Raw genomic sequence first — 25258 nt, forward strand, 5'->3', positions numbered from 1 at the left:
ATGACATATCATAATCCTGAAAAATTTGATTTTAGAGTCAGACTCTTTAATGAAGAACCCTGTTTTGGAAAAGGTGTCTCACAGTTACTTCATTTATGTGATGAATATGGCTCTTTAAGTAAGGCGTGTGAGGTTATGGGGATGTCCCATTCTAAAGCATGGAAGATATTAAAGAAATCTGAAGAAGATCTAGATATGAAGTTATTAGAGCGTGTATCTGGAGGAAGTAATGGAGGAGGAAGTGTTTTAAGCGAAGAAGGAAAGACATTATTAAAGAAATATGATGAATTCCAGAAAAGAATGAAAGACTTCGCAGAAGAAACATTTCAAGAACTATTTAATGAAGAAAGATAAATATTTGATTATTGCGTTTGATTCTACAAGCCATGCACTAGACTTAGAGGATAAAGCAAAAAATAAGATGCAGGGAAGGCTGATTCCTCTTCCAAGAGAAATAGAAGCAGGATGTGGACTATGTTTTGCTTCTTTAGAACTCAACCAAGATAAATGGCATAAATTCTTAGAAGAAGAACATGTACAATATGCTTATATGAAAGAGGTGATTTTCTGATGAGTGAAAAGATTTACTGTCAGGGTGGAGGATGCAGCGCAAAGCTTGGCGCAAAGAAGCTCTCTCGCATCCTTGAAAAGATTGATAAGTATGAAGACCCAGACTTGTTAGTAGGCTTTGATAGTCATGATGATGCATCTGTATTAAAGATAACGGAAGATAAAGGAATTGTCTCTACACTGGATTTCTTTCCTCCAATGGTAGAAGATCCTTATCTTTATGGTCAGATTGCAGCCACTAATGCATTAAGCGATGTCTATGCTATGGGCGGTGTGCCTAGAACGGCTTTAAATATTGTCTGTTTCCCAGATGAAGAAGATTTAAATATATTAGGGAAAATTATCGAAGGTGGCAATGATAAGTTAAAAGAAGCTCATGTAACACTATCTGGAGGGCATTCTATTAGAGATACTTCTATTAAGTACGGCTTAAGCGTGACTGGTATTGTGGATGTTTATTCTATTAAGACAAACAATAATGCCCAGACGGGAGATGTACTTATACTTACTAAGAAATTAGGTGTAGGTATGACACTCAATGCGATGCGTATGAAAGACGCGGCGCCAGAAGTATTAGATGATGTTTTTAAGAGTATGACAACACTTAATAAGTATGCTGCAGAATTACTGAAACCATATGATGTTCATGCACTGACTGATGTCACAGGTTTTGGCTTAATGGTTCATTTAAATGAGATGTTAGATCATAAAAAGAGTGCACTGCTTTATGGAAACAGTATTCCTTATTTTAGAGATTGTCCTTATTATGTAGATGAATTCTATTTAAGTGGGGCTGCTCAGACAAATAGAAATAGTGTAGAAAAAGAAGTTGTTTTTGAGAAGGAAAACTTCTTCTTAGAAGAAATTATGTATGATCCTCAGACAAGTGGGGGATTACTTGCAAGTGTCGCAAAAGAGGATTTAGATGATATAATGAATGCATTTAAAGAAGCAGGAAGAGAATGTTATATCATTGGAGAGGTTATTGATTTAAAAGATAAAAGTATATATGTTGGAGAATAAAAATGAGAAAGTTAGATGCAAGAGGATTAGAATGTCCATTACCAGTTGTAAAGACTAAGGAATTATTAAAGGAAAGTAGTGAAGCAGTAGAAGTATTAGTAGATAATGAAACAGCTGTAGAAAACCTAAAGAAGTTTGCGAAAGTAAAGGGTTATGATGCCGTAAGTAGTAAAGTCAACGAAGATTATACTGTAGTAATCAGTTCAGGCGAACAGGTTGTAGAAGAAGAGAAGGCTGACAATATCTTGAAAGGACAGATTGTTGTAATAAGCAGTAATAGTTTAGGAAGTGACAAGGAATTAGGTAAAATTTTAATGAAATCTTTCATATTTGCGCTTACTAAGCAGGATGCTTTCCCAGAAACAATTCTTTTCTATAATGAAGGTGTAAAGATCACTACACAGGAAAGTGATACAGTGAATGATTTATTATTCTTAGATTCTGTTGGTGTTGAAATTGTGAACTGTGGAACATGCTTGGATTTCTTTAAGTTAAAAGATGATTTAAAAGTGGGCAGCATAACAAATATGTATGATATTGTAGAAAGAATGGAAAAGGCTGAAAAAGTCATCAAGCCTAACTAATATGGATAATCTTGTAGTAGTAAGAGGTGGCGGTGATATTGCGACTGGCACTATTTATAAGCTTGCCCGCTGTGGGTTTCATGTTCTTGTATTAGAGATTGCCCACCCAAGTGCGATTAGACGTAATGTTGCATACTCTGAAGCAGTATATGATGGTCATAAGGGAGTAGAAGGTATTGAATGCGTACTGATTCATTCACTTAATGAATTAGAGTCTGTATTTAAAGAAAATAAGATTGCGATGATGGTGGATCCTGAAGGGAGTTCTATTGATATCTTAAAGCCAGAAATTATGATTGATGCGATACTTGCGAAAAAGAATATGGGTACTTCAAGAAATATGGCGCCTATCACGATAGGTTTAGGTCCTGGATTTAATGCAGGAAAAGATGTAGATATCGTGATTGAAACAATGCGAGGACATCGCTTAGGTCGCTTGATTGAAGAAGGACCAGCAATGAAAAATACAGGGATTCCAGGACTTATTAAGGGGTATGGAAAAGAACGTGTCATTCATGCAGAAGTAGAAGGTACTGTTCATCAGGTTAAGAAGATTACGGATATAGTTGAAAAAGGAGACGTGCTTGCTTATATAGAAAACAAGGAAGGACAGTATCCTGTATATGCTTCTATGTCAGGGTTACTTAGAGGTTTGATTCGTGAAGGATATTATGTCACAAAGGGATTCAAGATGGCAGATATTGATCCTCGTTTAGATGAATATGAGAACTGCTTCACTATTTCAGATAAAGCAAGATGTATTGCAGGTGGTGTATTAGAAGCTATTTTCTATTTAAGGGGTCAGCATGATTTATCTTGATCAAGGGGCAACAAGTTTTCCTAAACTGCCCTCTGTCAAACTGGCAGTAATGGATGCACTTGACCATAATATGAATGCTCAAAGAAGTACAGGCGCATTTAAGACGGACCGTCTTTTATATTCAACTCGTAAACTCATTGCACAGTATTTTAATCTACCTTCTTTTGACCATGTTATCTTCAATAGTGGTAATACAGAAAGCTTGAATACATGTTTAAAAGGAATCTTATCAAAGGATGATCATGTCATTACAACTTATGCAGAACATAATTCTGTCTTAAGACCACTTCGTCAAATAGGTGTTGATTTAACTGTTACAGCACCTTATAAGGAAGATATTCTTAAAGAAATAAGAGAAGACACAAAGATGATTGTTATGACGCATAGTTCTAATGTGACAGGTGAACTCTATGATATAGATGCCATTGGTCAAATAGCCAATGAAAATCATATCCTATTTGTGGTTGATAGTGCACAAAGTGCAGGTCATATATCTATTGATATGCAGAAATCTCATATTGACTTGCTAACTTTTAGTGGTCATAAGGCATTACTAGGAATGAGCGGGGTAGGAGGAATCTGTGTCAATACAGATATATTCATTCACCCACTTAAGACAGGTGGAACAGGCATTGATTCCTTTAATAAAAACCAGCCTGATAGTTATCCTGAACACTTAGAAGCAGGTACTTTGAATATACCAGGTATTGCCTCTTTAAATGCAGGCATGACTTATTTATTAGAACATCAAAAAGAGATAGAAGAAAAAGAAAAACAGCTTTTTGATGCTTTATATAAAGGTATGAAACGTATTAACGGAATCACATTCTATTGTGATTATGATACCTGTAGCCATACACCTATCATTGCCTTTAATATTGAAGACTATGATTCATCTAAAATCAGTGATGTCTTAAGTTATAAATATGATATCATTACACGCTGTGGGGCCCATTGTGCTCCACTGATGCATACACATCTTAATACAGTAGAAAGAGGTATTGTACGTTTCAGCTTATCATTTATGAATAGTATGGAAGAAGTCAATACTGTCATTGATGTCTTAAGGGAGATGACTGAAGAATGATCATCAGTATTATTGGGTCAGGTGGAAAAACAACACGTATGAAGGAACTGCTTTTTAAGTATAGGGAAGAGGGAAAAACAGTTCTTATGACGACTTCTACACATATGCGTATAGAAGAAGATACTTTAGTTGATCCAAGTTATAAAGAAATTCATGAAGAACTAAAAAACAAAGGCTATGCCTTTGTAGGAAATCGTTTTAATGAAAAGAAAATCAAGGCACTTGATCATGATTTACTCAATCAATTAAAAAAAGAAGTGGATGTCATTTTAATTGAAGCGGATGGCTCTAGAGGTATGCCTTTAAAGGTGCCTGCAGACTATGAACCTGTCATAGATGAGGATACAGATCAAATTATTTTGATTACATCTATGAAAGGCTTAGGAAAACGTGTGAAAGATGTGGTGCATCGTTTTGAATTATTACATCTTGATCCAGAAAAAATAGTAGATGGTGCACTTATTCAGCAGCTCGTAAGATATTATTTGAAGAGATATCCTGATGCAGTTATAGAAGTAAAACAGCCGGAAGGGCTTTATCAAAGAGCTTTGGCTTCCTTAATAGAACATAACGTAGATGTGACATGTATACAAAAAGAGTGGTTCATGCCCCAGCCAAAATTAGTATTACTAGGTGCAGGACATGTCTCACAGTATGTTGAAAAAACAGCACATCTATTAGATTTCTATACAATAGTCATTGATAATCGTGAAGAATTTGCGAATTCAGCTATCTTTACAAAGGCCCAGGAAGTGCATTGTGTCAACTATGAAGAAGCAGATCACTATTTCCCTGAAGAAGACAATGCATGTTATGTTATTGTGACAAGAGGGCATAAGGATGATAAGGTCTGTCTGAAAAAAGTTCTTAATCAAAAAGCACTTTATATAGGTATGATTGGAAGCAAAGGCAAAGTGAAAAAGACAATGGATGCTTTAATAGAAGAAGGTTATGACGAATCTTTATTAAAACAGGTTCATGCACCTATTGGTCTTCCTATCCATTCACAAACACCTGCAGAAATTGCGATAAGTATTATGGCTGAAATTATACAGATTAAAAATACGCATCAATACTCTACAATGACAAGTGATCTCTATTATACAGAAGAGAAAGGAACTCTCTGTATCATTACATCTAAAGAAGGATCTGCACCTCGAGGAGTAGGTAGTATGATGCTTGTTACAGATGAAAAAATCATTGAAACAATTGGTGGTGGACGTGTAGAATACCAGGCAATACGCGATGCAAGAAATGAGGAAGGTATTCGTTCTCATCACTATGAATTAAGCAATAAAGAAGGTGCCAAGCTAGGTATGATCTGTGGTGGTCGCAATGATGTATTATTTATTCCTTTAAATTAGAAAGCGTGCAGGGCTGATCAGTCTGCATGATAACGCAATCTGATTGTATATCATCATAAAGTAATATACGATTATTAGGAAATATATAACGTTGAACACGTGACTTATCAAAATCTACAATCAGTTGATCAATAAAAGAAGGATGAAGTTTATTTTCTATAGAATGACATATTCTTAGGAAGATATCGCTTGATTCTTCTTTTTTTATTTTATAAACATATAAATAAGATTTCATAATTCTCACCTCTATAACTATTATATATATTTATAAAATAGAATGCGTTATGTATGCTTTTGACAACTCCTTTAATAAGGTGTCTATTTAAAATATGTGAAAATTAAGTGAAACATCTTTGTTTTTACACATAATATATTATGTTATGATAGAAAAAAGGAGTTGAGAAGAATGCTTACAATTAAGGATGTATGCAAACAATATCATACAGGTGAACTCACTCAGACAGCTCTTGATCATGTATCTCTATGTTTAAGAGAAAATGAATTTGTCGCAATATTAGGACCATCTGGTTCAGGAAAAACAACTTTATTGAATGTGATTGGCGGCTTAGATCAATATGATTCAGGAGATCTTATCATCAATGGTATTTCCACAAAACAATATAAGGATAAGGACTGGGATTCTTATCGAAATCATACAATAGGTTTTATTTTCCAAAGCTATAATTTGATACCGCATCAGACAATTCTTGCAAATGTAGAACTCGCTCTCACAATTTCAGGTGTTTCTAGAGAAGAAAGAACATGTCGTGCAAAACGTGCACTGACTCAGGTAGGACTTGGAGAACAGTTTCATAAGCTTCCTCATCAGTTATCCGGTGGACAGATGCAAAGAGTGGCTATTGCCCGTGCTTTAGTGAATGATCCTGATATTTTACTTGCGGATGAACCAACAGGTGCACTCGATAGTGAAACAAGTATACAGGTTATGGATCTTCTTAAACAGGTGGCGAAAGAAAAACTTGTAGTCATGGTCACTCATAATCCAGAACTTGCGCATATGTATGCCAATCGTATTGTAACTCTTAAGGATGGTGTGATAGTCTCTGATTCTCATCCAGTATCTTTTAACGAAGAAAAGCCTGTTCATAAAAATCTAGGAAAGACATCTATGAACTTCCTAACCGCATTAATGCTTAGCTTTAATAACCTTAAGACAAAAAAAGCCCGTACAATACTCACGTCATTTGCTGGCTCTATTGGTATTATTGGAATTGCGCTTATTCTTTCTATTTCTACTGGTGTGAATGCCTATATCTCATCCATTGAAAAAGAGACGTTATCAGAATATCCACTCTCTATTCAATCTACAGGAATTGATATGAGCGCGATGATGGGTGAACCTGTGAAGAGAAACAACAGTGAAGTTAAGGTTGTGGATATGATGGAGAATATGTTTTCTAAGATCGGTTCTAATGATTTAAAGAACTTAAAATCTTATATTGAAGAACATAAAGAAATCAATCAATATGCCCGTGCTGTAGAATATGATTATGGTATCTCACCACAGATCTATACAAATGACCAATATGGTATAAGACAGGTGAACCCTGATACGACTATGAAGAAGCTTGGAATGGGAACAGGTAGTAATTCTATGATGAGTAGTATGATGAATACGAATGTTTTTTATTCTCTTCCATCTCATGCATCTTTATATGATGATCAATATGATGTAAAAGCGGGGCACTGGCCTAAAAATAAAAATGAGTGTGTTTTGGTTCTTTCTAAAAAAGGTGGAATCAGTGATTTTATGCTTTATACATTAGGCTTAAGAGACCCAGCACAATTAGATCAGATGTTAGAAGCTTTTAGTGAAGAGAAAAGTGTTAAAGTCACAACAGGTAAACAAGGTTATCGTTATAAAGATCTATTAGGTATTACTTTTAAAGTAGTGAATGCCTCTTCTTATTATCAATATGATGATACATATAAGGTATATAAAGATAAAAGTAATGATACAAACTATATCGATTCACTTGTACAAAATGGCAGTGATTTAAAGATTGTTGGTGTTGTACAACCTAAAGAATCGATGAATGCTTCTATGCTTGCTATGGGTATTTATTATCCTTACTCACTTGCCACTTCTACTATTAAAGATGCGAGTAATAGCCAGATAGTTAAAGAACAGCTAGAAAACAAAAATATAAATGTGATTACTGGACAATCTTTTAATGATCAGTCTCAAAAGTCATTTGATTTATCTTCTATGTTTCAAGTAGACAATAATGCACTAAAGAATGCATTTCAGTTTGATACAAGCAAGGTGAATATGTCCATGCCACTAATGGACTTGTCACAGGTATTAAGCCAGATTAAGATTGATATTTCTGCTACAGATGCAAGTGCTTTTATGTCCACTCTTACTTCAGGTTATAGCGATTATTTAAAGGAGCATCCTTTAAAAGAAGCAGAAAATTTAAATGCGCTGGTTCAAAAATATCTTCAATCAAAAAGAGCATCTGATATAATCAAGAAAGGCATTGATGATGCAATTAGAGAAAATGGTGAAATAAAGATCACTGAAGAACAGATGCAGAAGATTATGAAGAATGTAGCGGATGACTTTAGTGATTATGCAAAAGAAGATATCAATTCATTTACGCAAGGGTTACAGAATAGTATGATGAACTATCTCAATTCACAGGATTCTAAGCAGGTCATCAATCAGTTTATTGATAAAGTGATCAAGGATAATCATCTTGATGCACAATTAAATACAATTATGTCAGGTTACATGCAGACTGTCACAAAACAGATGTCCACATCTCTTTCTCAGGCATTTACTTTTAATCCAGATGTCTTTAAACAGGCCATTAAAATGAATAGAGATGGTGCGGATATGACTGAACTTTTAAAATCAATGATGAATACAGAGCAGTCAAGCTATGATAATAATATGAAAAAATTCGGTTATTGCAGCTTTGATGATCCAAGTAGTATTAGTATTTATCCTCAGAACTTTGAAAAGAAGCAGTCAGTCCTTGATTATTTAGACCATTATAATGAGAAGATGAAAAAGATAGATGAAGAAAAAGTGATTACTTATACAGATGTTGTTGGAACACTTATGTCTTCAGTCACTGATATTGTGGATGTTATTAGTTATGTGCTTATTGCCTTTGTGGGTATTTCACTTGTGGTTTCTTCAATTATGATTGGTGTTATCACCTATATCAGTGTATTAGAGAGAAAGAAGGAAATTGGAATACTGCGTGCCATTGGAGCATCTAAACATAATATTTCACAGGTATTTAATGCGGAGACATTCATTGTTGGTTTATTATCAGGACTCATGGGTATTGGTATTACCTTGATTCTATTAATTCCTACAAATATAATTATTCATAATGTATCCAACCAGGCCTCTATCAATGCGATGCTGCCAGTAAGTGGTGCAATTATTCTTATACTATTAAGTATCGGGCTGACATTACTAGGTGGATTAATTCCATCTCGTAAAGCAGCTAAAGAGGATCCTGTCAAAGCATTACGTACAGATTAAAGGAGTAAATGAGCCAAAGAACGTTATTGAAGAGATTTGTTCATTCTATGATCATTTCTTTGATTCAGAAAAAATACGAAATATATCATGCATCATACAAGTGAAGTGGTCAATATGACAATAGAAGACTTGTCACAGGCTAGTGGTGCAAGCTTCTGTATTTTGTTTTTATAAGGCCATTGTTCTCATGTGATTGCCATTGCAGTAATAGAAATACTCTATCTTTTCCTTGCTACAATGAAAGAAGTTGCACATGAAAAGAGCGTTAAGCATGAAGATTTGATTGCAGGAGATAAGATATAAGGTATGCAGGTGATGCATGCCTTTTTAATTATCAAAAACAATAATGAAAGTATTGAAAACAATAATTCTATAAGTATAATTAAGTTGAAAAGGAGAGAAGAATATGAGAAACAGAATCACAATATTAAAAGAGAAGATGCTTGATGAAAAACGTTATGCATCTATTGAGCAAGCGCGTATCATAACACGTATTTATAAAGAGAATGAAACTCTTTCTGTTCCTATGAAACGTGCCCTCTCTTTAAAAGCAGCGTTAGAAGAAATAGAAATTGGTGTTGAAAAAGAAGAATTGATTGTTGGAAATCGTACAAAAGGTGTACGTGCAGGTGTTGTATTCCCTGAAAGCGGCTGTTCTTGGATTGATAAAGAATTTGAAACACTTCCTACCCGTCCTCAGGACCGCTTTGAAGTGAGAAGTGAGGATATCAAAGAATTTAGAGAAACGATTTACCCATACTGGAAAGGACATTCTATGGAGGATGTCATTAGAACACGCTATGGCAAAGAAATTGATCATATCAGTAAAGTAGTCAAGATCAATCAGAAAGACCATGCACAGGGTCATATCTGTCCTGATTCTGCTTTATGGTTAAAGTATGGACCTCAGGGATTATTAGATAAGATTAATGAAAAACAAGAAACAGAATTCTATACATGTACGAAACTTGTATTAGAAGGGGCAATTATTTTCATGAAAAGATATCATGACTATATTATCTCTATGCCTGAATATCATGACAGTGTTGATTTAAGGCGTGTTGCAGATAACTGCCTCTCTTTATCTCAAAGACCGCCAAAAACATTCCATGAAGCTGTACAGTCTCTATGGTTCTTATTTGTGATTTTACATATGGAATCCAATGCGTCTTCGTTCTCACCAGGACGTATGGATCAGTATCTTTACCCATATTATGAACATGATTTAAAAGAAGGACTTATTACGAAAACTGATGCATTAGAAATATTAGAATGTCTCTGGTTGAAGTTTAATCAGATTGTTTATCTTCGTAACAGTAATTCAGCTAAATACTTTGCGGGATTTCCGATTGGGTTTAATATTGCGGTAGGTGGTTTGGATGAAAAAGGACATGATACATATAATGATTTATCCATGCTTTGTCTAGAAGCACAGAAGGAATTATGTCTTCCTCAGCCTAACCTATCAGTGAGACTTAATAAGAATACATCTCATGAACTCATGCAGAAGGCGATTGAAGTTGTTGCATTAGGTAGTGGTATGCCTCAGTTCTTTAATGATGAAGCCATTATTCCTGCAATGGAAAGACTTGGTATCCGTCACGAGGATGCTTTAAATTATGCGATTGTAGGATGCGTAGAACTTACAACCCATGGCAATAATCTAGGCTGGAGTGATGCGGCTATGTTCAATCTCAATAAGGCATTAGAACTTACTTTAAATAATGGTAAATGTTTATTGACGGGGCAGAAACTTGGCCTGGATATGGGATCACTTGAAACATATAAGACATATGAACAATTAGAAAAAGCCTTCAAGATTCAGATTGATTACTTTATTGAAATGATGATGAAAGCGGAAGAAGTTGTAGAAAGAGTTCACCAGGAATGTTTACCTACAGCTTTCTTATCATGTGTCATTGATGATTGTTTAGAAAAAGGTATGGATGTTACAAGAGGTGGCGCTAAGTATAATTTATCTGGTATCCAGATGATTCAGATTGCGAACTTAGCGGATTCTCTTGCCGCTATTAAAAAGCTAGTCTATGAAGACCATCTCTTAGATTCAAAAGAACTACTTACAGCTTTACAGGACGACTTTAAAGGACATGAAATTACACAAGCCATGCTTTTAAATAAAGTACCTAAATATGGTAATGATATTGCCTGGGTAGATGAATGCGGCGCGAAATGGGCACGTTACTTTAGAAATAAGATGAAAGAGTATAAGAATTATCGTGGTGGTCCTATTCATACAGGTATGTATACTGTTTCAGCGCATGTTCCAATGGGTGAAAATGTAGGAGCATCTCCAGATGGTAGAAACGCTTATACACCTCTTGCGGATGGTGGTATGTCACCTGTCTATGGTAGAGACTTAGCAGGACCAACAGCTGTCTTGAAATCTGTTTCTAAGCTCGACGATGATCTCACAACCAATGGGGGATTACTCAATATGAAGTTCTTACCAGACTTCTTTAAAACAGAAACAGGACGTATGAAGTTTGAAAATTTCCTTCGTGCTTTTGTAGACTTGCATGTACCTCATATTCAGTTCAATGTCGTGAATAAAAAAGATTTATTAGACGCGAAAGCTCATCCTGAAAGACATCGTTCACTCACAATCCGTGTTGCTGGATATACAGCCTACTTTGTAGAACTGGCAGGTAAATTACAGGATGAAATTATTGCGAGAACAACCTATGATAACATCTAAATATCTTGTATTTGATATCAAAAGATTTGCGGTACATGATGGGGAAGGATTGCGTACTACGATATTCTTTAAAGGATGTCCTTTAAGATGCAGATGGTGTCAGAATCCTGAAGGACTTTTACCACAAAGAAAACCTATATACTTAGAAAACAAGTGCATGCATTGTCGAAACTGTGAGAAGCAGGGAGCAGGTAAAATAGTCTATCAAGATAGACCTGTATTTATAGAAGATGATTTGGATGAAGTCTTTAAGTATTGTCCTACTGATGCGATTCAGTATGATAGCTCTTATTATAGCTTAGAAGATCTTGTTGATAAGGTGATGGAAGATGAAGTTTTCTTTAAATATGGTGGAGGTGTGACAGTTTCTGGTGGAGAACCTTTTATGCAGCAGAAAAAACTGATACAATTATTAGAGGAACTTCATACAAAAGTACACACAGCCATTGAAACATCACTTTATACATCTTTAGATTTAGTTAAGCAGGCAGCACCTTATCTTGACCAGATCTATTGTGATTTAAAGATAGAAGATGACAAAGCTCATCTAGAAGCGACTGGTGTATCAAATACAATTATTAAAGAAAATCTATCTTATTTACTCACAAGTGAACATAAAGATAAAGTGATTGTAAGAACACCACTTATTCCTGGATATACAGGTGATGATGACAATATTAAGAGTATTGCCTCTTATCTTTATAGTTTATATCCAGAAGTACGTTATGAATTATTAAATTATAATCCTCTTGCATCCGCAAAATATGATTTGACTGAATTTGAATATGGTGTCAAAGAGGATGCAGTGGCCTATAGCCAGGAAGAATTAAGCCATTACTATCAGATTGTATCTGATAGTGGAATAAAAAATATAATCAAGGGAGATTAAAAAATGGAATTTATTATTGATACTGTAGATTTAGAAGAAATTAGAGATGCGGTAGATCATTTACCAATCGTAGGTGTCACAAGTAACCCAAGTATTGTAAAGAAGACTAGCCCAAAGGATTTCTTTGGACATATGAGAGAAATCAGAAAAATCATTGGTGATGAACGTTCTTTGCATATTCAGGTCATTGCGACAGAAGCAGATGAAATTGTGAAAGAAGCACACAAGATCTTTGAAGAAGTAGATGACAAGGTATATGTAAAGGTTCCTACTACTTATGAAGGTGTTAAAGCTATGAAGATCTTAAAGGCTGAAGGTAAAAAAGTAACTGCCACAGCTGTTTATGATTTGATGCAGGCTTATATGGCCTTAGCTGCAGGTGCTGATTATATTGCACCTTATACAAATAGAATTGGAAACTTAGGAAATGATCCTTTTGAATTAATGGCTCATTTATCTAATAGAATTGTAGAAGATGGTTATGACTGCAAGATACTTGCAGCAAGCTTCAAGGGTGTACAGCAGGTAAGAGATGCATTTAATGCAGGTAGTCAGGCTATCACTGCACCAGTCAGCGTATTAAAGGCAATCTTTGAAAATCCAAGTATTTCTAAAGCTGTGACTGATTTCAATAATGATTGGTATTCAGTATATGGAGAAGACAAAGGTCTTTGTGATATGTAATGAAAAGAAACGAGCGAGGGCTCGTTTCTTTTTAAATAATATGATGTTTTTTTAATTCTTCTTCTAGTTTTGAATGATCAGGCAAATGAATACCATCCATGCCGACGTTCTTACATGCATTAATATTATTGAGAGAATCATCAATGAATAGACACTCATCTGCTTTTAACTGATAACGTTCTAATAATAATTCATATATTCTTAAATCCGGCTTGATTAACTTTTCTTTGGCACTAATAATAGCTCCATCAAATAGAGTAAACCAATCCTGCTTCTTTAAGAAACGATTATATGCATCTAGATGGAAATTAGAAATAATATAGAGAGAGTAACCTTTCTCTTTTAATAGAGAAAGTAACTTTATATTATTTTCAAAAGGAAGAAGTAATTCAATCCATTTTTCCATGATTTCTTCTATATCCAATGCAAGTTCAGGATATTCGTTGATTAATTTTTCTGTAAACTCTTTTCTTGTGATGGACCCTTCGTCTAGTTTGATCCATAAAGGATTCTGGAAGATGATTTCAAATAATTCATTATAATGCGTATAGTTCTTCTTTTTCAGCCAAACTAAAGGCTGATAGTCTAAGAGAACACGCCCTAAATCAAATACAATATTTCTCATATTTTTCTCCTTTTAGTTATTATATGATATACTTAATAAAATGTATATGTTAATCAAATAAGTGGTGATATTATGGAAGAATTAAAAAAAATAACAACAAGTCAAAATAGAATAGATTTATTACATGCTTCCTCTATTGATACGTTAGAAGATATTATTTATCATTATCCTTATAAATATGATGAAGTGACTGAAATATGGCCTCCTATAGAAGATAAATGCTGTGTAGAAGGAGTTATCATAAGTAGTCCTAAAGTATTTTATAAAGGACGTTTTTCACGTATGACATTCAATGCGTCTATTAAAGGCAATGACTATACAGTCACAATCTTTAATCGACATTTTCTTCGCCCTCATTTAACACTTAATCGTATCGTTACTTTACAAGGTAAGGTAGAAGGGAATCGTTTCATTGCTTCTAATATATTATTAAAGAATCTAGATCAATTATCAGGTATTACACCTGTCTATTCATTAAAAGACGGTCTCACAAGTCATGCCTTTTCCCAATATGTTAAAAAAGTATTAGGGATGAATATTCCTATTGAAGATAGTCTTCCTATAGAAATAAGAGAAACAGTCGATCTCATGAGTAAGAAAGAAGCACTTTATGCAGTCCATTTTCCAATGAACCATGAACAACTACAAAAGGGTATTAAAACTCTTAAATATGAAGAATTCTTAAACTTTGAATTGGCTCTTTCTTATCGTAAAATGCAAAGAGAACAGGAAGTAGGCTATGCAAAGGACTTTTCTTTAGATGAAGTCAATGCCTTTATTCATACGCTTCCCTTTAAATTAACGAAAGATCAAAAACAGAGTGCTAAAGACATACTATTAGATCTTCATAATCCAACAATCATGTATCGTTTCTTACAAGGTGATGTAGGAAGCGGTAAGACAATTGTGGCAGCTATAGGGTTATATGCGAACTATTTAAGTGGTTATCAGGGGGCTCTCATGGCACCTACTGAAGTACTGGCAACGCAACACTATAGTAAGCTTAAAAAGACATTTGAAGCATATGATATGAATATTGCGTTACTGACAGGGGCGCTCACTTTGAAAGAAAAGAAAGAAATCTATGAAGGGTTGGAGAGAGGTGTAATTGATTTGGTGATTGGTACACATGCTTTATTTCAGGAGAGTGTTCATTATAAGAAGCTAGGATTTGTGGTAACAGATGAACAGCATCGCTTTGGAGTGAAACAAAGAAAAGCCTTAAAACAGAAAGGTGAAGGTGTTGATTTCCTTGTCATGAGTGCGACTCCTATACCTAGAACACTTGCAATGAGCTTATATGGGGATATGGATGTTTCAAGTATAGAAACGAGACCGGAAGGTAGAAAGCCTATCTTAACAAAATATTTTGAAGGTAGTTCTATGAGACCTTTCTTGAAACAATTAAAGAGTTATTTATCACAAGGTGGACAATGTTATGTCATCTGTCCTTTGATTGAAGATAACGAAGATCTTCCATTAAAAAGTGCTTTGACTATTTATGAAGCGATGTCTTCTTATTTTAAAGGACATTATCAAACAGGACTTCTTCACGGTTCTTTAAAGGATGAAGAGAAAAATGCAGTGATGCAGGATTTTAAAGATAATAAAATACAGATTCTAGTCTCTACTACAGTTGTAGAAGTAGGAGTCGATGTCCCCAATGCGAATATGATGGTTATTTATAATGCAGAAAGATTTGGCTTATCTTCTATCCACCAGCTACGTGGCCGTATTGGAAGAGGAGATCAACAAGGTTATTGTTTTTTGTTATCTGAAGCAAAGGACGAGCCAGCAAAAGAGAGACTGCACTATCTAGAAGAACATGATGATGGATTTGAAATATCACAGTATGATTTAAAAACAAGAGGGCCAGGAGAACTATTAGGTGATAAACAGAGTGGTCTTCCAGCCTTTATGATGGGTGATATTTTTAAAGATATGAATATTCTAGAAGAGACAAGAAGATATGCAATTAAGATGATTCATGACTATTATAAGTACGGGGAATATGAAAACTATATTGAGATGATCAAGAAAAAGATAAAAAAAGGGAATGAATATATTGATTAGTTATGATATTATGTAACTGATGAGGTGATTTTTATGAAATTAGCAATCGATGCGATGAGCGGAGATTTAGGTAGTGCACCTGTTGTGGAAGCCTGCAGGAAGTTTGCAGAAAAGCATCCAGATGTTGAATTATATGTGACAGGTAAAAAAGAAGAATTAACAGCTTTAGAATCTATTAATTCTATTCATATTGTAGATGCACGTGATGTTGTATTAATGACGGATAGTGTATTAGGTGTAAGAAGAAAGAAAGAATCTTCAATGGTGAAGGCTTTAATGATGGCCCGCAAGGATGAAGTAGATGGTGTTGTATCATGTGGTTCTACAGGTGCTTTTTATACTGCTTCAATGTTGTTTGTAAAGCGTATTGAAGGAGTGGAAAAATCATGCTTAATGGCGACTCTTCCTACATATAGCGGCAATAGTACTTGTTTGATGGATGTTGGTGCCAATGCGACTAATACAGCAGAACAACTACAGGAATTTGCAGTAATGGGTTCATTATATAGCAAGCTTGTATTAGATAAGGAAAATCCTAAGGTTGCTTTACTTAATATTGGTGCAGAGGATCATAAGGGTGATGAAATGCATCAGCAAGCCTATAAACTATTAAAAAACTGCGATAAGATCAATTTTACAGGTAATGTAGAAGGTAGAGATTTGTTGTCTGGTGATGTTGATGTTATCGTGACAGATGGATTTAGTGGTAATATCGCATTAAAAGCCTCAGAAGGTGCAGCTATTCTTCTTATGAAGGCACTTAAAGAATCTTTATTTGCGACATTAAGAGGTAAGATTGGTGCATTATTTGCGAAAACGCAATTATATGCATTAAAAGATCGTTTTGATTATAAATCAGTCGGTGGTGCTTTATTTATGGGCTTTGAAAAAGCAATCGTAAAAGCACATGGCAGTTCAGATGCCAAGGCAGTTTATAATGCAATGGAACTTGTATATAGAATGGTAGACTTAGATGTTGTAGGTCGTATGAAAGAAGGACTTCAATAATGAAAATATTAGATTTCTTACAGAAAGAAAACATTCCTTTTAAGCGTATTGGTCTTTATAAGGAAGCATTTACTCATTCGTCTTATGCAAATGAATCAAATGCTCATATTCCAGATTATGAAAGACTAGAATTTATGGGAGATGCTGTTTTACAGCTATTCGTATCAGAATTCATTTTTGCATTACATCCAGAATATAAAGAAGGACAGTTAACACAGCTTCGTTCTAAACTTGTAAGAGAAGAATCGTTGGCACGTTTTTCTGAAGAACTTCATTTGGGTGAACTTCTTTACTTAGGTGTAGGTGAAGAAAAGAGCGGCGGACGTCATCGTGAAAGTGTTCTTGCAAATATTTATGAATCATTTATAGGTGCGCTTTATTTAGATTGTGGTAAAGAACAGGTGATTCGTATTCTTGAAAAGACAATCTTCAAACATGTCAATGAAGTGAATGAATTTGATGATATCACTGACTATAAGACTAAATTACAAGAATTAGTGCAGTCGGATGACCGCAAGACTGTCAGCTATCATGTTAAGAGTTCAACTGGACCAGCCAATGCCCCTGAATTTGTTATCGAAGTTATTCTAGATGATATGATCTTAGGTACTGGAAAAGGAACAAGTAAAAAGCGTGCAGAACAGCATGCGGCAAAAGATGCATTAATGAAAATGGCAAAGAAGGCTTAATAGTCTTCTTTTTCTTATGTGTAAGTTTTGTAAAAAAAGACAAATCACTTTACTTTTTGTATAATGATAGTATGATAAAAAACAAACAAGTTAGGAGATTATAATATGGGAAATAGTACAGTAAGTGATGCAAGAAATATAACTCTTGTCATGGACTTTTATGAATTAACAATGTCATATGATTATTTTAAACAGGGAAAAAAGGATGAAATTGCATATTTTGATATGTTCTATCGAAAGAATCCTGATAATGGTGGTTATGTCATCATGGCAGGACTACAACAGTTGATTGAAGCTATCAAAGATATGCACTTCTCAAAGGGTGATATTGACTATTTACGTACTTTAAATATGTTTGATGAAGAATTTTTATCTTATTTAGCTGATTTTAAGTTCGATGGTACAATCTGGGCAGTCCCTGAAGGAACACCTGTATTCCCTTATGAACCATTAGTCACTGTTAAAGGAAAATTGATTGAAGCACAGTTATTGGAAACATTCCTTTTAGTGACAATTAACCATCAGTCATTGATTGCGACTAAAACACATAGAATTGTACAGGAAGCTAAGGGTCGTCCTATTATGGAATTTGGGGCAAGAAGAGCACAGGGATATGATGGTGCAACATATGGCGCAAGAGCAGCTTATATTGGTGGAGCATCAGGAACTGCTACAGTATCAGCAGGTAAAGCTTTTGGTATTCCAGTACTTGGTACAATGGCACATTCTTTTGTTCAGTCATTTGACACTGAATATGATGCATTTAAAGCGTATGCCGAAATCTATCCAGATTCATGTATTCTCTTAGTAGATACATATGATACATTAAAAAGCGGTATTCCAAATGCGATTAGAGTTGCAGAAGAAGTATTACAGCCAATGGGTAAGACATTAGCGGGTATTCGTATTGACTCAGGAGATATCGCATATCTTACTAAGAAAGCAAGAATGATGCTTGACGTTGCTGGATTGACTGATACAAAGATTTCTATTTCTAATTCATTAGATGAATATTTAATCCGTTCTGTACTTGAACAGGGTGCACGTATTGATTCATTTGGTGTAGGGGAAAATATGATTACATCTAAGTCTTCACCAGTATTTGGTGGTGTTTATAAGATGGCGGCCATGGAAAAAGATGGTCAGATTGTTCCTAAAATCAAGATTTCAGAAAATAAAGAAAAGATTACTAATCCAGGCTATAAGAAGGTCTATCGTTTAATAGAAAATGAAACAAATAAAGCCATTGCGGATATTGTAATGTTTGCGGATGAAACAATTGATCCAGAAAAGAATCTCACTATTTACTCTCAGTATGATAAATGGAAGAATAAAACATTAATAGGTGGGTCTTATACATTCTTTGAATTACAGGAACCTATCTTCGTGGATGGTGAATGTGTATATGAAGAAAAGACACTTGAAGAAATCAGAGAAAACGTTAAAAAACAGGGCACATTATTATGGGATGAAATATTCCGTTTAGAATACCCACATACTTATTATGTAGACCTTTCTGAAAGACTTATTGACTATAAATTAAAGATGCTTGAGGAAAAACGCGGATGAAAATTACAGTAGTAGGATTAGGCGTTATTGGTGGCAGTTTTGTTAAGGCGCTTAAAGGAAAGGGTTATGAAGTTTATGGTATCGATACAAACCAGCAGACTTTAGATATGGCTAAAGAAGAGGGCTGTATTATTGAGGGTTATCTAGATGGGAAAGATATTATCCCTGAAACAGACCTTACAATCATCTGCCTTTACCCAAGTCTTGTCTTAGACTTTATTAAAAACAATCAATTTAAACCGGGAAGTATTGTTACAGATGCCGTAGGAATTAAGTCTTATTTCTTAAGAGAAGCACTTTCTGTCATTCCAGAAGATGTAGAATATATTTCTATTCATCCTATGGCAGGTAGAGAAAAGAAGGGCTATCAATATGCCTCTAAACAGGTATTTGAGAATGCAAACTTCATTATTGTCTATCATGATGATAATAAGAAATCCACTATAGATTTTGTTCAGGAATTCTCTAAACAGTTAGGCTTCCGTTCAGTTAAGATCATGTCTCCTGAAGCACATGATGAAATTATCTCATTTACTTCTCAATTACCTCACTGTCTGGCTGTATCGCTTATGAATAGTGATGATCAGAAATATGAGACAGGAAAGTATATTGGAGACTCATTTAGAGATCTCACACGTATTGCGAATATCAATGAAGACTTATGGGATGAATTGTTTATGAATAATAAGCAGTATCTTCTTGCTTCTATCGAACGCTTTGAAGAACAGCTAGACCTTCTTAAAAATGCGATTCGTGATAATGATGATGAGACTTTAAAGGCTGCATTTAGAAAATCTACAAAAAGAAGAGAACATTTGTAAGAATGTTCTTTTTTTTGTTTCGAAAGTTTAATATATAAAACAAAAAGTTTAAAAAAGAGGTTGAAAGATATCTTTATAAGTGTATAATATTGTTGTTTGATTAAGTGAACAAAAAGTTAATTATATAAAACAGGGAGGATTAGATGGATCTCGGAAGGAAAATTAAACAGCTGCGTCTTGCAAACGACTTAACTCTTGAAGAACTTGCAAACCGCAGTGAATTATCAAAAGGTTTCCTCTCCCAGGTTGAAAGAAATCTAACATCACCATCTGTCGCAACACTTGATGATATTCTTGAAGCATTAGGTACTAATCTTCATGATTTCTTTGATCAGCAGGAGGATGAACAGCTTGTTTTTGGCGAGAAGGATTTTTTTGTGAATGAACAGGATGATTATATCATTCACTATATCGTACCAAATGCTCAGAAAAATGAGATGGAACCTATTCTTATTGAACTAGAAAAGGATAAACGTTCAATGAAGATGGAACCTCATGGCGGAGAAGAGTTTGGTTATGTATTAGAAGGCAAAGTCGTTCTTCATTATGGGATGCGAGAAGAAATTGTTAAAAAGGGTGAAACATTTTATTTGAAGGGCACACGTGCACATTATTTAGAGAATCAGTGGGAAAGAAAGGCGAGAGTGATCTGGATTTCTACACCACCATTATTTTAAATGAGGAGAGTTTTATGAAGAAAATTATTGAATTAGATAATCTGACTAAATCATTTGATGGCCAGGTCATCCTAAAAGGAATTCACCTAGACATCTATGAAAATGAATTCGTAACACTTCTAGGGCCAAGTGGATGCGGAAAAACAACTACGCTAAGAATCATGGCAGGATTTGAAGAACCTGAATCAGGTACTGTATTATTCGATGGTATGAATATGGAAGGTGTACCACCTTATAAGAGAGAATTAAATACTGTCTTCCAGAAGTATGCTTTATTCCCACATATGGATGTTTATGATAATGTGGCTTTTGGTTTACATATTAAGAAGATGCCTGATGAAATCATTGATCATAAAGTAAGAAGAATGCTAGAACTTGTAGGCTTAAAGGGCTTTGAGGAAAGAAACATTTCTCAGTTATCTGGTGGTCAGCAGCAGCGTGTTGCGATTGCAAGAGCTCTAGTTAATGAACCAAAAGTACTTCTTCTTGATGAACCATTAGGCGCACTTGATTTGAAACTAAGAAAAACAATGCAGATTGAATTAAAAAAGATTCAGCAGCAGGTAGGTATTACTTTCGTTTATGTTACTCATGATCAGGAAGAAGCACTTACTATGTCTGATAAGATTGTTGTTATGAATGAAGGCATGATTCAACAGATTGGATCACCTATAGATATTTATAATGAACCAGAAAATAGATTTGTTGCCAACTTCATTGGTGAATCTAATATTGTAGAAGGTCATTTCATTAAGGACTATCTTGTAGAATGGCATGGTCAGCAGTTTGAATGTGTAGATAAAGGATTTGAAGAAGGTCAGGAAGTAGATATTGTATTACGTCCTGAAGACTTAGATATTGTAGAACCAGGTAGAGGTAAAATTGCAGGTGAAGTCGTATCTGTTATCTTTAAAGGGGTACATTATGAAATCATGGTACGTACAGAAAATCAGGACTATAAGATTCATACAACAGATTTAACAGAAGTAGGAAAGAAAGTAGATTTAGATTTCTGGCCTGAAGATATTCATGTCATGGAACCAATGGGTACTTATTAATGAAACAGTATAAAAAACTTATTACTCCTTATGTCCTATTTCTATTCCTGTTAACTGTATTGCCGATGGTGTTGATTGTATTCTATGCTTTTACACAAAGGGCATCTGCAATCAAGACTTTCGAATTTACATTCGCTAACTTTGCGAAATTCTTTGATCCAATCTTTGTCCAGGTATTGATTAAATCATTTGGGCTTGGATTACTTACTACATTTATCTGTTTATTGATTGGTTATCCAGTGGCTTTTATGATTTCTAAGTGTAAACAGCATACTCAGACTATTCTTATTATGCTTATTACTATTCCGACATGGATCAACCTTTTAATGCGTACTTATGCATGGGTTTCTATTTTATCTAGAAATGGTATCTTAAATAACATCCTAGGAATGCTAGGATTGGGATCATTTAGAATGTTATATACTGATGGAGCAGTTGCAATTGGGATGATTTATAACTTTCTCCCATTTATGATTCTACCAATCCATACATCTTTAACTAACATGGATCCTTCACTTGTAGAAGCAGCTTATGACCTAGGTGCAAATAAAATTACGGCCTTCTTTAAAATTACTTTTAAACTTTCACTAGGAGGCGTTTTAACTGGTATTACAATGGTATTCTTACCAGCTATCAGTGAATTCGTTATTCCGAAGATGTTAGGTGGAGGACAGTATTCACTGATTGGTAATTTCATTGAAAACCAGTTCATTACTGTAGGTAACTGGCATTTCGGTAGTGCTGTATCACTCATCTTAGGTGTGATTGTCATTATTTCTATGGCACTTATCTATCGTGCTGAAAAGAAGACAAATAATGAAATTGAACAGGGAGGACTTACTAATGCGAAAAGAAAAAAAGCTCAGTAAAGTGATTATTATTTCACTATGTATGGTCTTCCTCTATTTCCCGATATTTATTATGGCAGTTTTCTCATTTAATAGCGCGAAGTCTTTATCACATTTTGGTGGTTTCTCAGGACGCTGGTATGTACAGTTATTTAATAACACACAGCTATTAAATGCTATCTTTGTATCAGTTAGTATAGCAGTCATTGCGACTATCTGTTCAGTTGTTTTAGGGACAATCACTGCCATTGCATTATCTAAATCTAAAAAGACTATCAGAACACTTGTACAGCAGGTGAACAATCTGCCAATCATGAATCCTGAAATCGTTACAGCTATTTCTTTGATGTTATTATTTAGTTTTGTGAATTTTGAAAAGGGTTATATGACAATGTTACTTGCTCATATTGCATTCTGTACACCATATGTTATTACAAATGTTTATCCTAAAGTAAAGCAGTTAGATGATAATCTAGCAGATGCGGCAATGGATTTAGGAGCAACACCTTTCCAGACATTGACAAAGGTGATTATTCCTCAAATCAAGCCTGGTATCTTTGCAGGAGCACTTTTATCATTTACTATGAGTTTTGATGATTTCATCATTTCATACTTTGTATCTGGTAATGGTGTAGAAAATATATCTATCGTCGTATATAACATGTCTAAACGTGTTGATCCAAGTATATATGCATTATCTACAGTTATTCTAGTCGTTATTTTAATTGGGGTATTATTAGGCACTTTTGTACCATATATTTATTTGAAGAAGAGAGGGGTAAAAAATGAAAAAGCTATTTAAAGGTTTACTTTGCGTTGCAGTTATCTGTGGCCTAATGACTGGGTGTGGGTCAAAAAACTATAAACACACATTGAAAGTATTCAACTGGGGTGTATACGCTGATATGGACGTTATTAAGGCATTCCAGGATGAATATGACTGTAAGGTTATTTATGAAACATTTGATTCAAACGAATCAATGTATACTAAATTATTAGGTGGTAACCAGTATGATGTATTAGTACCATCAGATTATATGATTGAACGTATGATCAAGGAAAATCTTTTAAAGAAGATTGACTGGTCTAAGATTACTAATAAGAAATCATTAGATACTAAAGTATTAAACCAGCAATTCGATCCTAACAACGAATACTGGGTACCTTATTTCTGTGGTAACGTAGGTATCGTTTATGATAAAACACAGGTTAAAAAAGAAGATTTAAAAGCAGGTTGGGAAATCCTACGTAATACTAAGTACAAGGGTAACCTTTATATGTATGACTCTGAAAGAGACTCTATGATGGTTGCTTTAAAGGCTTTGGGATACTCTATGAACACAACTAATGAAAAAGAAATCCAGGCTGCTTTCAATTGGTTGGTAGAACAGAGAAAGACTATGGATCCTACATATGCAACAGATGACTCTATCGATAACATGAAGAATGGTGAAAAAGCACTTTGTGTTATGTATTCAGGTGATGCAGCGGATGTAATGAAAGAAAACCCAGATATGGGCTTCTATATGCCAGAAGAAGGGACTAACTATTGGTTTGATGGATTTGTTATCTCTAAGGGTTGTAAGAACACAGATATGGCCAATAAATTCATTAACTATATGATTTCTGATAAGAACGCTTTCTTAAATACACAGGAAGTAGGCTATTTAACTACTAATACTGTAGCAGCAGCAAAAGCTAGAAAGAAAGAATTCAAGAACAACAATGCTTATAGCATGCGTGTTGGACCAAAAGATGAATGTTTCAACTATCAGGATACAAAGACTAAAGAAATGTTTAGTAACTACTGGACAAAAGTTAAAGCAAAATAACAATATTTATGGTGATTCTAGTTTCTAGAATCACCATTTATCTTTCTTTGTAAGCATTTTCTCAGGAGTACTGATAAAAAAACATAATTTTTTGATTAAAAAAACCTTGTGTTTATCAAGTTAAATGTAAACACTTAGAAAAAAGTTCTAAAAACCCCTTGCATTATCTCAAAATACATAGTATAGTATACAAGCAGTCTCGATTGCGACGGTTCCATAGCCAAGTTGGTAAGGCAGAAGACTGCAACTCTTCGATCATCGGTTCAAGTCCGGTTGGAACCTCCATACGTGTGCCCTGGTGGCGAAACTGGTAGACGCACAGGACTTAAAATCCTGCGGACTTCAAACTCCGTGCCGGTTCGATTCCGGCCCAGGGCACCATTTATGAATTGCGCTAGTAGCTCAACTGGATAGAGTACTTGTCTACGGAACAAGGGGTTACGGGTTCAATTCCTGTCTAGCGCGCCAATTATATAAACGGGAAGTAGCACAGCTTGGTAGTGCACCTGGTTTGGGACCAGGGGGTCGCAGGTTCAAATCCTGTCTTCCCGACCATTTGAAATGGGGCCTTAGCTCAGCTGGGAGAGCGCCTGCTTTGCACGCAGGAGGTCAGGAGTTCGATCCTCCTAGGCTCCACCAATTTAATTAATCATATACATGGCGGGATAGCTCAGTTGGCTAGAGCATTCGGTTCATACCCGGAGTGTCGGGGGTTCAAATCCCTCTCCCGCTACCATTTGATTAAAAATACTCTGATAGATGAGGACCCTTAGCTCAGTTGGTTAGAGCCACCGG

Annotated in this window: 23 protein-coding genes and 6 tRNA genes; 27 read left to right on the forward strand and 2 right to left on the reverse strand. The window is 34.9% G+C overall.

Annotation, left to right across the window (positions count from 1 at the left end; genetic code table 11):
* Genes ACFOZZ_RS08500 through yqeC form a run of 7 tightly spaced genes read left to right on the forward strand, consistent with a single transcriptional unit; the run spans position 1 to position 5448 of the window.
* Entirely contained in the window at positions 1 to 354 is a 354-nt protein-coding gene (locus ACFOZZ_RS08500) for a winged helix-turn-helix domain-containing protein (RefSeq protein ID WP_376815083.1), read from the forward strand.
* Positions 341 to 571, forward strand: a complete 231-nt coding sequence (locus tag ACFOZZ_RS08505) for a DUF3343 domain-containing protein (RefSeq protein ID WP_055233697.1) — start codon at positions 341 to 343, stop codon at positions 569 to 571. Before ACFOZZ_RS08500 ends, ACFOZZ_RS08505 begins: the two co-directional genes overlap by 14 nt.
* A complete protein-coding gene (gene selD, locus ACFOZZ_RS08510) occupies positions 571 to 1593 on the forward strand; it encodes a selenide, water dikinase SelD (RefSeq protein ID WP_376815084.1) in 1023 nt (340 codons plus the stop codon). The genes ACFOZZ_RS08505 and selD overlap by 1 nt, the downstream gene beginning before the upstream one ends.
* Positions 1594 to 1595: 2 nt before the next feature.
* Entirely contained in the window at positions 1596 to 2177 is a 582-nt protein-coding gene (yedF, locus tag ACFOZZ_RS08515) for a sulfurtransferase-like selenium metabolism protein YedF (protein WP_278780780.1), read from the forward strand.
* A 1-nt stretch (position 2178) separates the two neighbouring features.
* On the forward strand, positions 2179 to 2997 hold the full coding sequence (yqeB, locus tag ACFOZZ_RS08520; RefSeq protein ID WP_055233699.1) for a selenium-dependent molybdenum cofactor biosynthesis protein YqeB: 819 nt from the start codon (positions 2179 to 2181) through the stop codon (positions 2995 to 2997).
* Positions 2984 to 4084 (forward strand): aminotransferase class V-fold PLP-dependent enzyme, encoded by a 1101-nt coding sequence (locus tag ACFOZZ_RS08525; protein WP_279067517.1) that lies wholly within the window; start codon positions 2984 to 2986, stop codon positions 4082 to 4084. The genes yqeB and ACFOZZ_RS08525 overlap by 14 nt, the downstream gene beginning before the upstream one ends.
* A complete protein-coding gene (yqeC, locus tag ACFOZZ_RS08530; RefSeq protein WP_376815085.1) occupies positions 4081 to 5448 on the forward strand; it encodes a selenium cofactor biosynthesis protein YqeC in 1368 nt (455 codons plus the stop codon). Before ACFOZZ_RS08525 ends, yqeC begins: the two co-directional genes overlap by 4 nt.
* On the opposite strand, the gene ACFOZZ_RS08535 is transcribed toward yqeC, so the two are convergent.
* Positions 5432 to 5683 carry a hypothetical protein gene (locus tag ACFOZZ_RS08535; RefSeq protein WP_055233702.1) on the reverse strand — a complete coding sequence of 84 codons (252 nt, stop codon included), beginning with the start codon at positions 5681 to 5683 and terminating at the stop codon, positions 5432 to 5434. The two genes, yqeC and ACFOZZ_RS08535, sit on opposite strands and share 17 nt — an antisense overlap.
* 171 nt (positions 5684 to 5854) lie before the next feature.
* Between ACFOZZ_RS08535 and ACFOZZ_RS08540 the strand changes: the two genes are divergently transcribed.
* The 4 genes from ACFOZZ_RS08540 to ACFOZZ_RS08555 all read left to right on the forward strand — a co-directional run bounded on the left by ACFOZZ_RS08540 (position 5855) and on the right by ACFOZZ_RS08555 (position 13263).
* Positions 5855 to 8974 carry an ATP-binding cassette domain-containing protein gene (locus ACFOZZ_RS08540; RefSeq protein ID WP_376815086.1) on the forward strand — a complete coding sequence of 1040 codons (3120 nt, stop codon included), beginning with the start codon at positions 5855 to 5857 and terminating at the stop codon, positions 8972 to 8974.
* Between the two features lie 406 nt (positions 8975 to 9380).
* A complete protein-coding gene (locus tag ACFOZZ_RS08545; RefSeq protein WP_279067519.1) occupies positions 9381 to 11690 on the forward strand; it encodes a glycyl radical protein in 2310 nt (769 codons plus the stop codon).
* Positions 11653 to 12579 (forward strand): glycyl-radical enzyme activating protein, encoded by a 927-nt coding sequence (locus ACFOZZ_RS08550; protein WP_376815087.1) that lies wholly within the window; start codon positions 11653 to 11655, stop codon positions 12577 to 12579. Before ACFOZZ_RS08545 ends, ACFOZZ_RS08550 begins: the two co-directional genes overlap by 38 nt.
* A 3-nt stretch (positions 12580 to 12582) precedes the next feature.
* Entirely contained in the window at positions 12583 to 13263 is a 681-nt protein-coding gene (locus ACFOZZ_RS08555; protein WP_376815088.1) for a fructose-6-phosphate aldolase, read from the forward strand.
* Positions 13264 to 13294: 31 nt separating this feature from the next.
* On the opposite strand, the gene ACFOZZ_RS08560 is transcribed toward ACFOZZ_RS08555, so the two are convergent.
* On the reverse strand, positions 13295 to 13888 hold the full coding sequence (locus ACFOZZ_RS08560) for an HAD family hydrolase (RefSeq protein WP_055234776.1): 594 nt from the start codon (positions 13886 to 13888) through the stop codon (positions 13295 to 13297).
* Positions 13889 to 13960: 72 nt separating this feature from the next.
* Here ACFOZZ_RS08560 and recG point away from each other — a divergent pair, with 72 nt between their 5' ends.
* The 16 genes from recG to ACFOZZ_RS08640 all read left to right on the forward strand — a co-directional run bounded on the left by recG (position 13961) and on the right by ACFOZZ_RS08640 (position 25199).
* Positions 13961 to 15961, forward strand: a complete 2001-nt coding sequence (gene recG / locus ACFOZZ_RS08565) for an ATP-dependent DNA helicase RecG (protein WP_278779001.1) — start codon at positions 13961 to 13963, stop codon at positions 15959 to 15961.
* Positions 15962 to 15994: 33 nt separating this feature from the next.
* Positions 15995 to 16969, forward strand: a complete 975-nt coding sequence (gene plsX / locus ACFOZZ_RS08570; protein ID WP_376815089.1) for a phosphate acyltransferase PlsX — start codon at positions 15995 to 15997, stop codon at positions 16967 to 16969.
* The gene (gene rnc, locus ACFOZZ_RS08575; protein WP_055289171.1) at positions 16969 to 17658 is read left to right on the forward strand and encodes a ribonuclease III; all 690 of its coding nucleotides are present in this window, start codon (positions 16969 to 16971) and stop codon (positions 17656 to 17658) included. The genes plsX and rnc overlap by 1 nt, the downstream gene beginning before the upstream one ends.
* Positions 17659 to 17763: 105 nt before the next feature.
* The gene (locus ACFOZZ_RS08580; RefSeq protein WP_055289172.1) at positions 17764 to 19227 is read left to right on the forward strand and encodes a nicotinate phosphoribosyltransferase; all 1464 of its coding nucleotides are present in this window, start codon (positions 17764 to 17766) and stop codon (positions 19225 to 19227) included.
* Positions 19224 to 20048, forward strand: coding sequence for a prephenate dehydrogenase (locus tag ACFOZZ_RS08585; protein ID WP_055235093.1), 825 nt, complete (start codon positions 19224 to 19226; stop codon positions 20046 to 20048). The genes ACFOZZ_RS08580 and ACFOZZ_RS08585 overlap by 4 nt, the downstream gene beginning before the upstream one ends.
* Positions 20049 to 20191: 143 nt before the next feature.
* The gene (locus tag ACFOZZ_RS08590) at positions 20192 to 20725 is read left to right on the forward strand and encodes a helix-turn-helix domain-containing protein (protein WP_006506217.1); all 534 of its coding nucleotides are present in this window, start codon (positions 20192 to 20194) and stop codon (positions 20723 to 20725) included.
* 14 nt (positions 20726 to 20739) lie between these two features.
* Positions 20740 to 21783, forward strand: a complete 1044-nt coding sequence (gene potA, locus ACFOZZ_RS08595) for a spermidine/putrescine ABC transporter ATP-binding protein (protein WP_006506216.1) — start codon at positions 20740 to 20742, stop codon at positions 21781 to 21783.
* Positions 21783 to 22652, forward strand: a complete 870-nt coding sequence (locus ACFOZZ_RS08600; protein WP_055289174.1) for an ABC transporter permease — start codon at positions 21783 to 21785, stop codon at positions 22650 to 22652. The genes potA and ACFOZZ_RS08600 overlap by 1 nt, the downstream gene beginning before the upstream one ends.
* On the forward strand, positions 22627 to 23433 hold the full coding sequence (locus ACFOZZ_RS08605) for an ABC transporter permease (protein WP_147556518.1): 807 nt from the start codon (positions 22627 to 22629) through the stop codon (positions 23431 to 23433). The genes ACFOZZ_RS08600 and ACFOZZ_RS08605 overlap by 26 nt, the downstream gene beginning before the upstream one ends.
* Complete coding sequence (locus tag ACFOZZ_RS08610; RefSeq protein WP_055235203.1) at positions 23417 to 24463, forward strand: ABC transporter substrate-binding protein; 1047 nt, start codon at positions 23417 to 23419, stop codon at positions 24461 to 24463. Before ACFOZZ_RS08605 ends, ACFOZZ_RS08610 begins: the two co-directional genes overlap by 17 nt.
* A gap of 210 nt (positions 24464 to 24673) precedes the next feature.
* Positions 24674 to 24748, forward strand: a tRNA-Cys gene (locus ACFOZZ_RS08615).
* Positions 24749 to 24755: 7 nt separating this feature from the next.
* Positions 24756 to 24844 (forward strand) — tRNA-Leu (locus ACFOZZ_RS08620).
* Between the two features lie 10 nt (positions 24845 to 24854).
* A tRNA-Arg gene (locus ACFOZZ_RS08625) sits at positions 24855 to 24931 on the forward strand.
* A gap of 10 nt (positions 24932 to 24941) precedes the next feature.
* Positions 24942 to 25018, forward strand: a tRNA-Pro gene (locus tag ACFOZZ_RS08630).
* An 8-nt stretch (positions 25019 to 25026) separates the two neighbouring features.
* A tRNA-Ala gene (locus tag ACFOZZ_RS08635) sits at positions 25027 to 25102 on the forward strand.
* A 20-nt stretch (positions 25103 to 25122) separates the two neighbouring features.
* Positions 25123 to 25199: transfer RNA gene (locus ACFOZZ_RS08640), tRNA-Met, on the forward strand.
* The last annotated feature ends 59 nt before the right edge of the window (positions 25200 to 25258 follow it).

Source organism: Catenibacterium sp. GCM10023432 (assembly GCF_042651925.1).
GTDB lineage: Bacteria > Bacillota_I > Bacilli_A > Erysipelotrichales > Coprobacillaceae > Catenibacterium > Catenibacterium mitsuoka.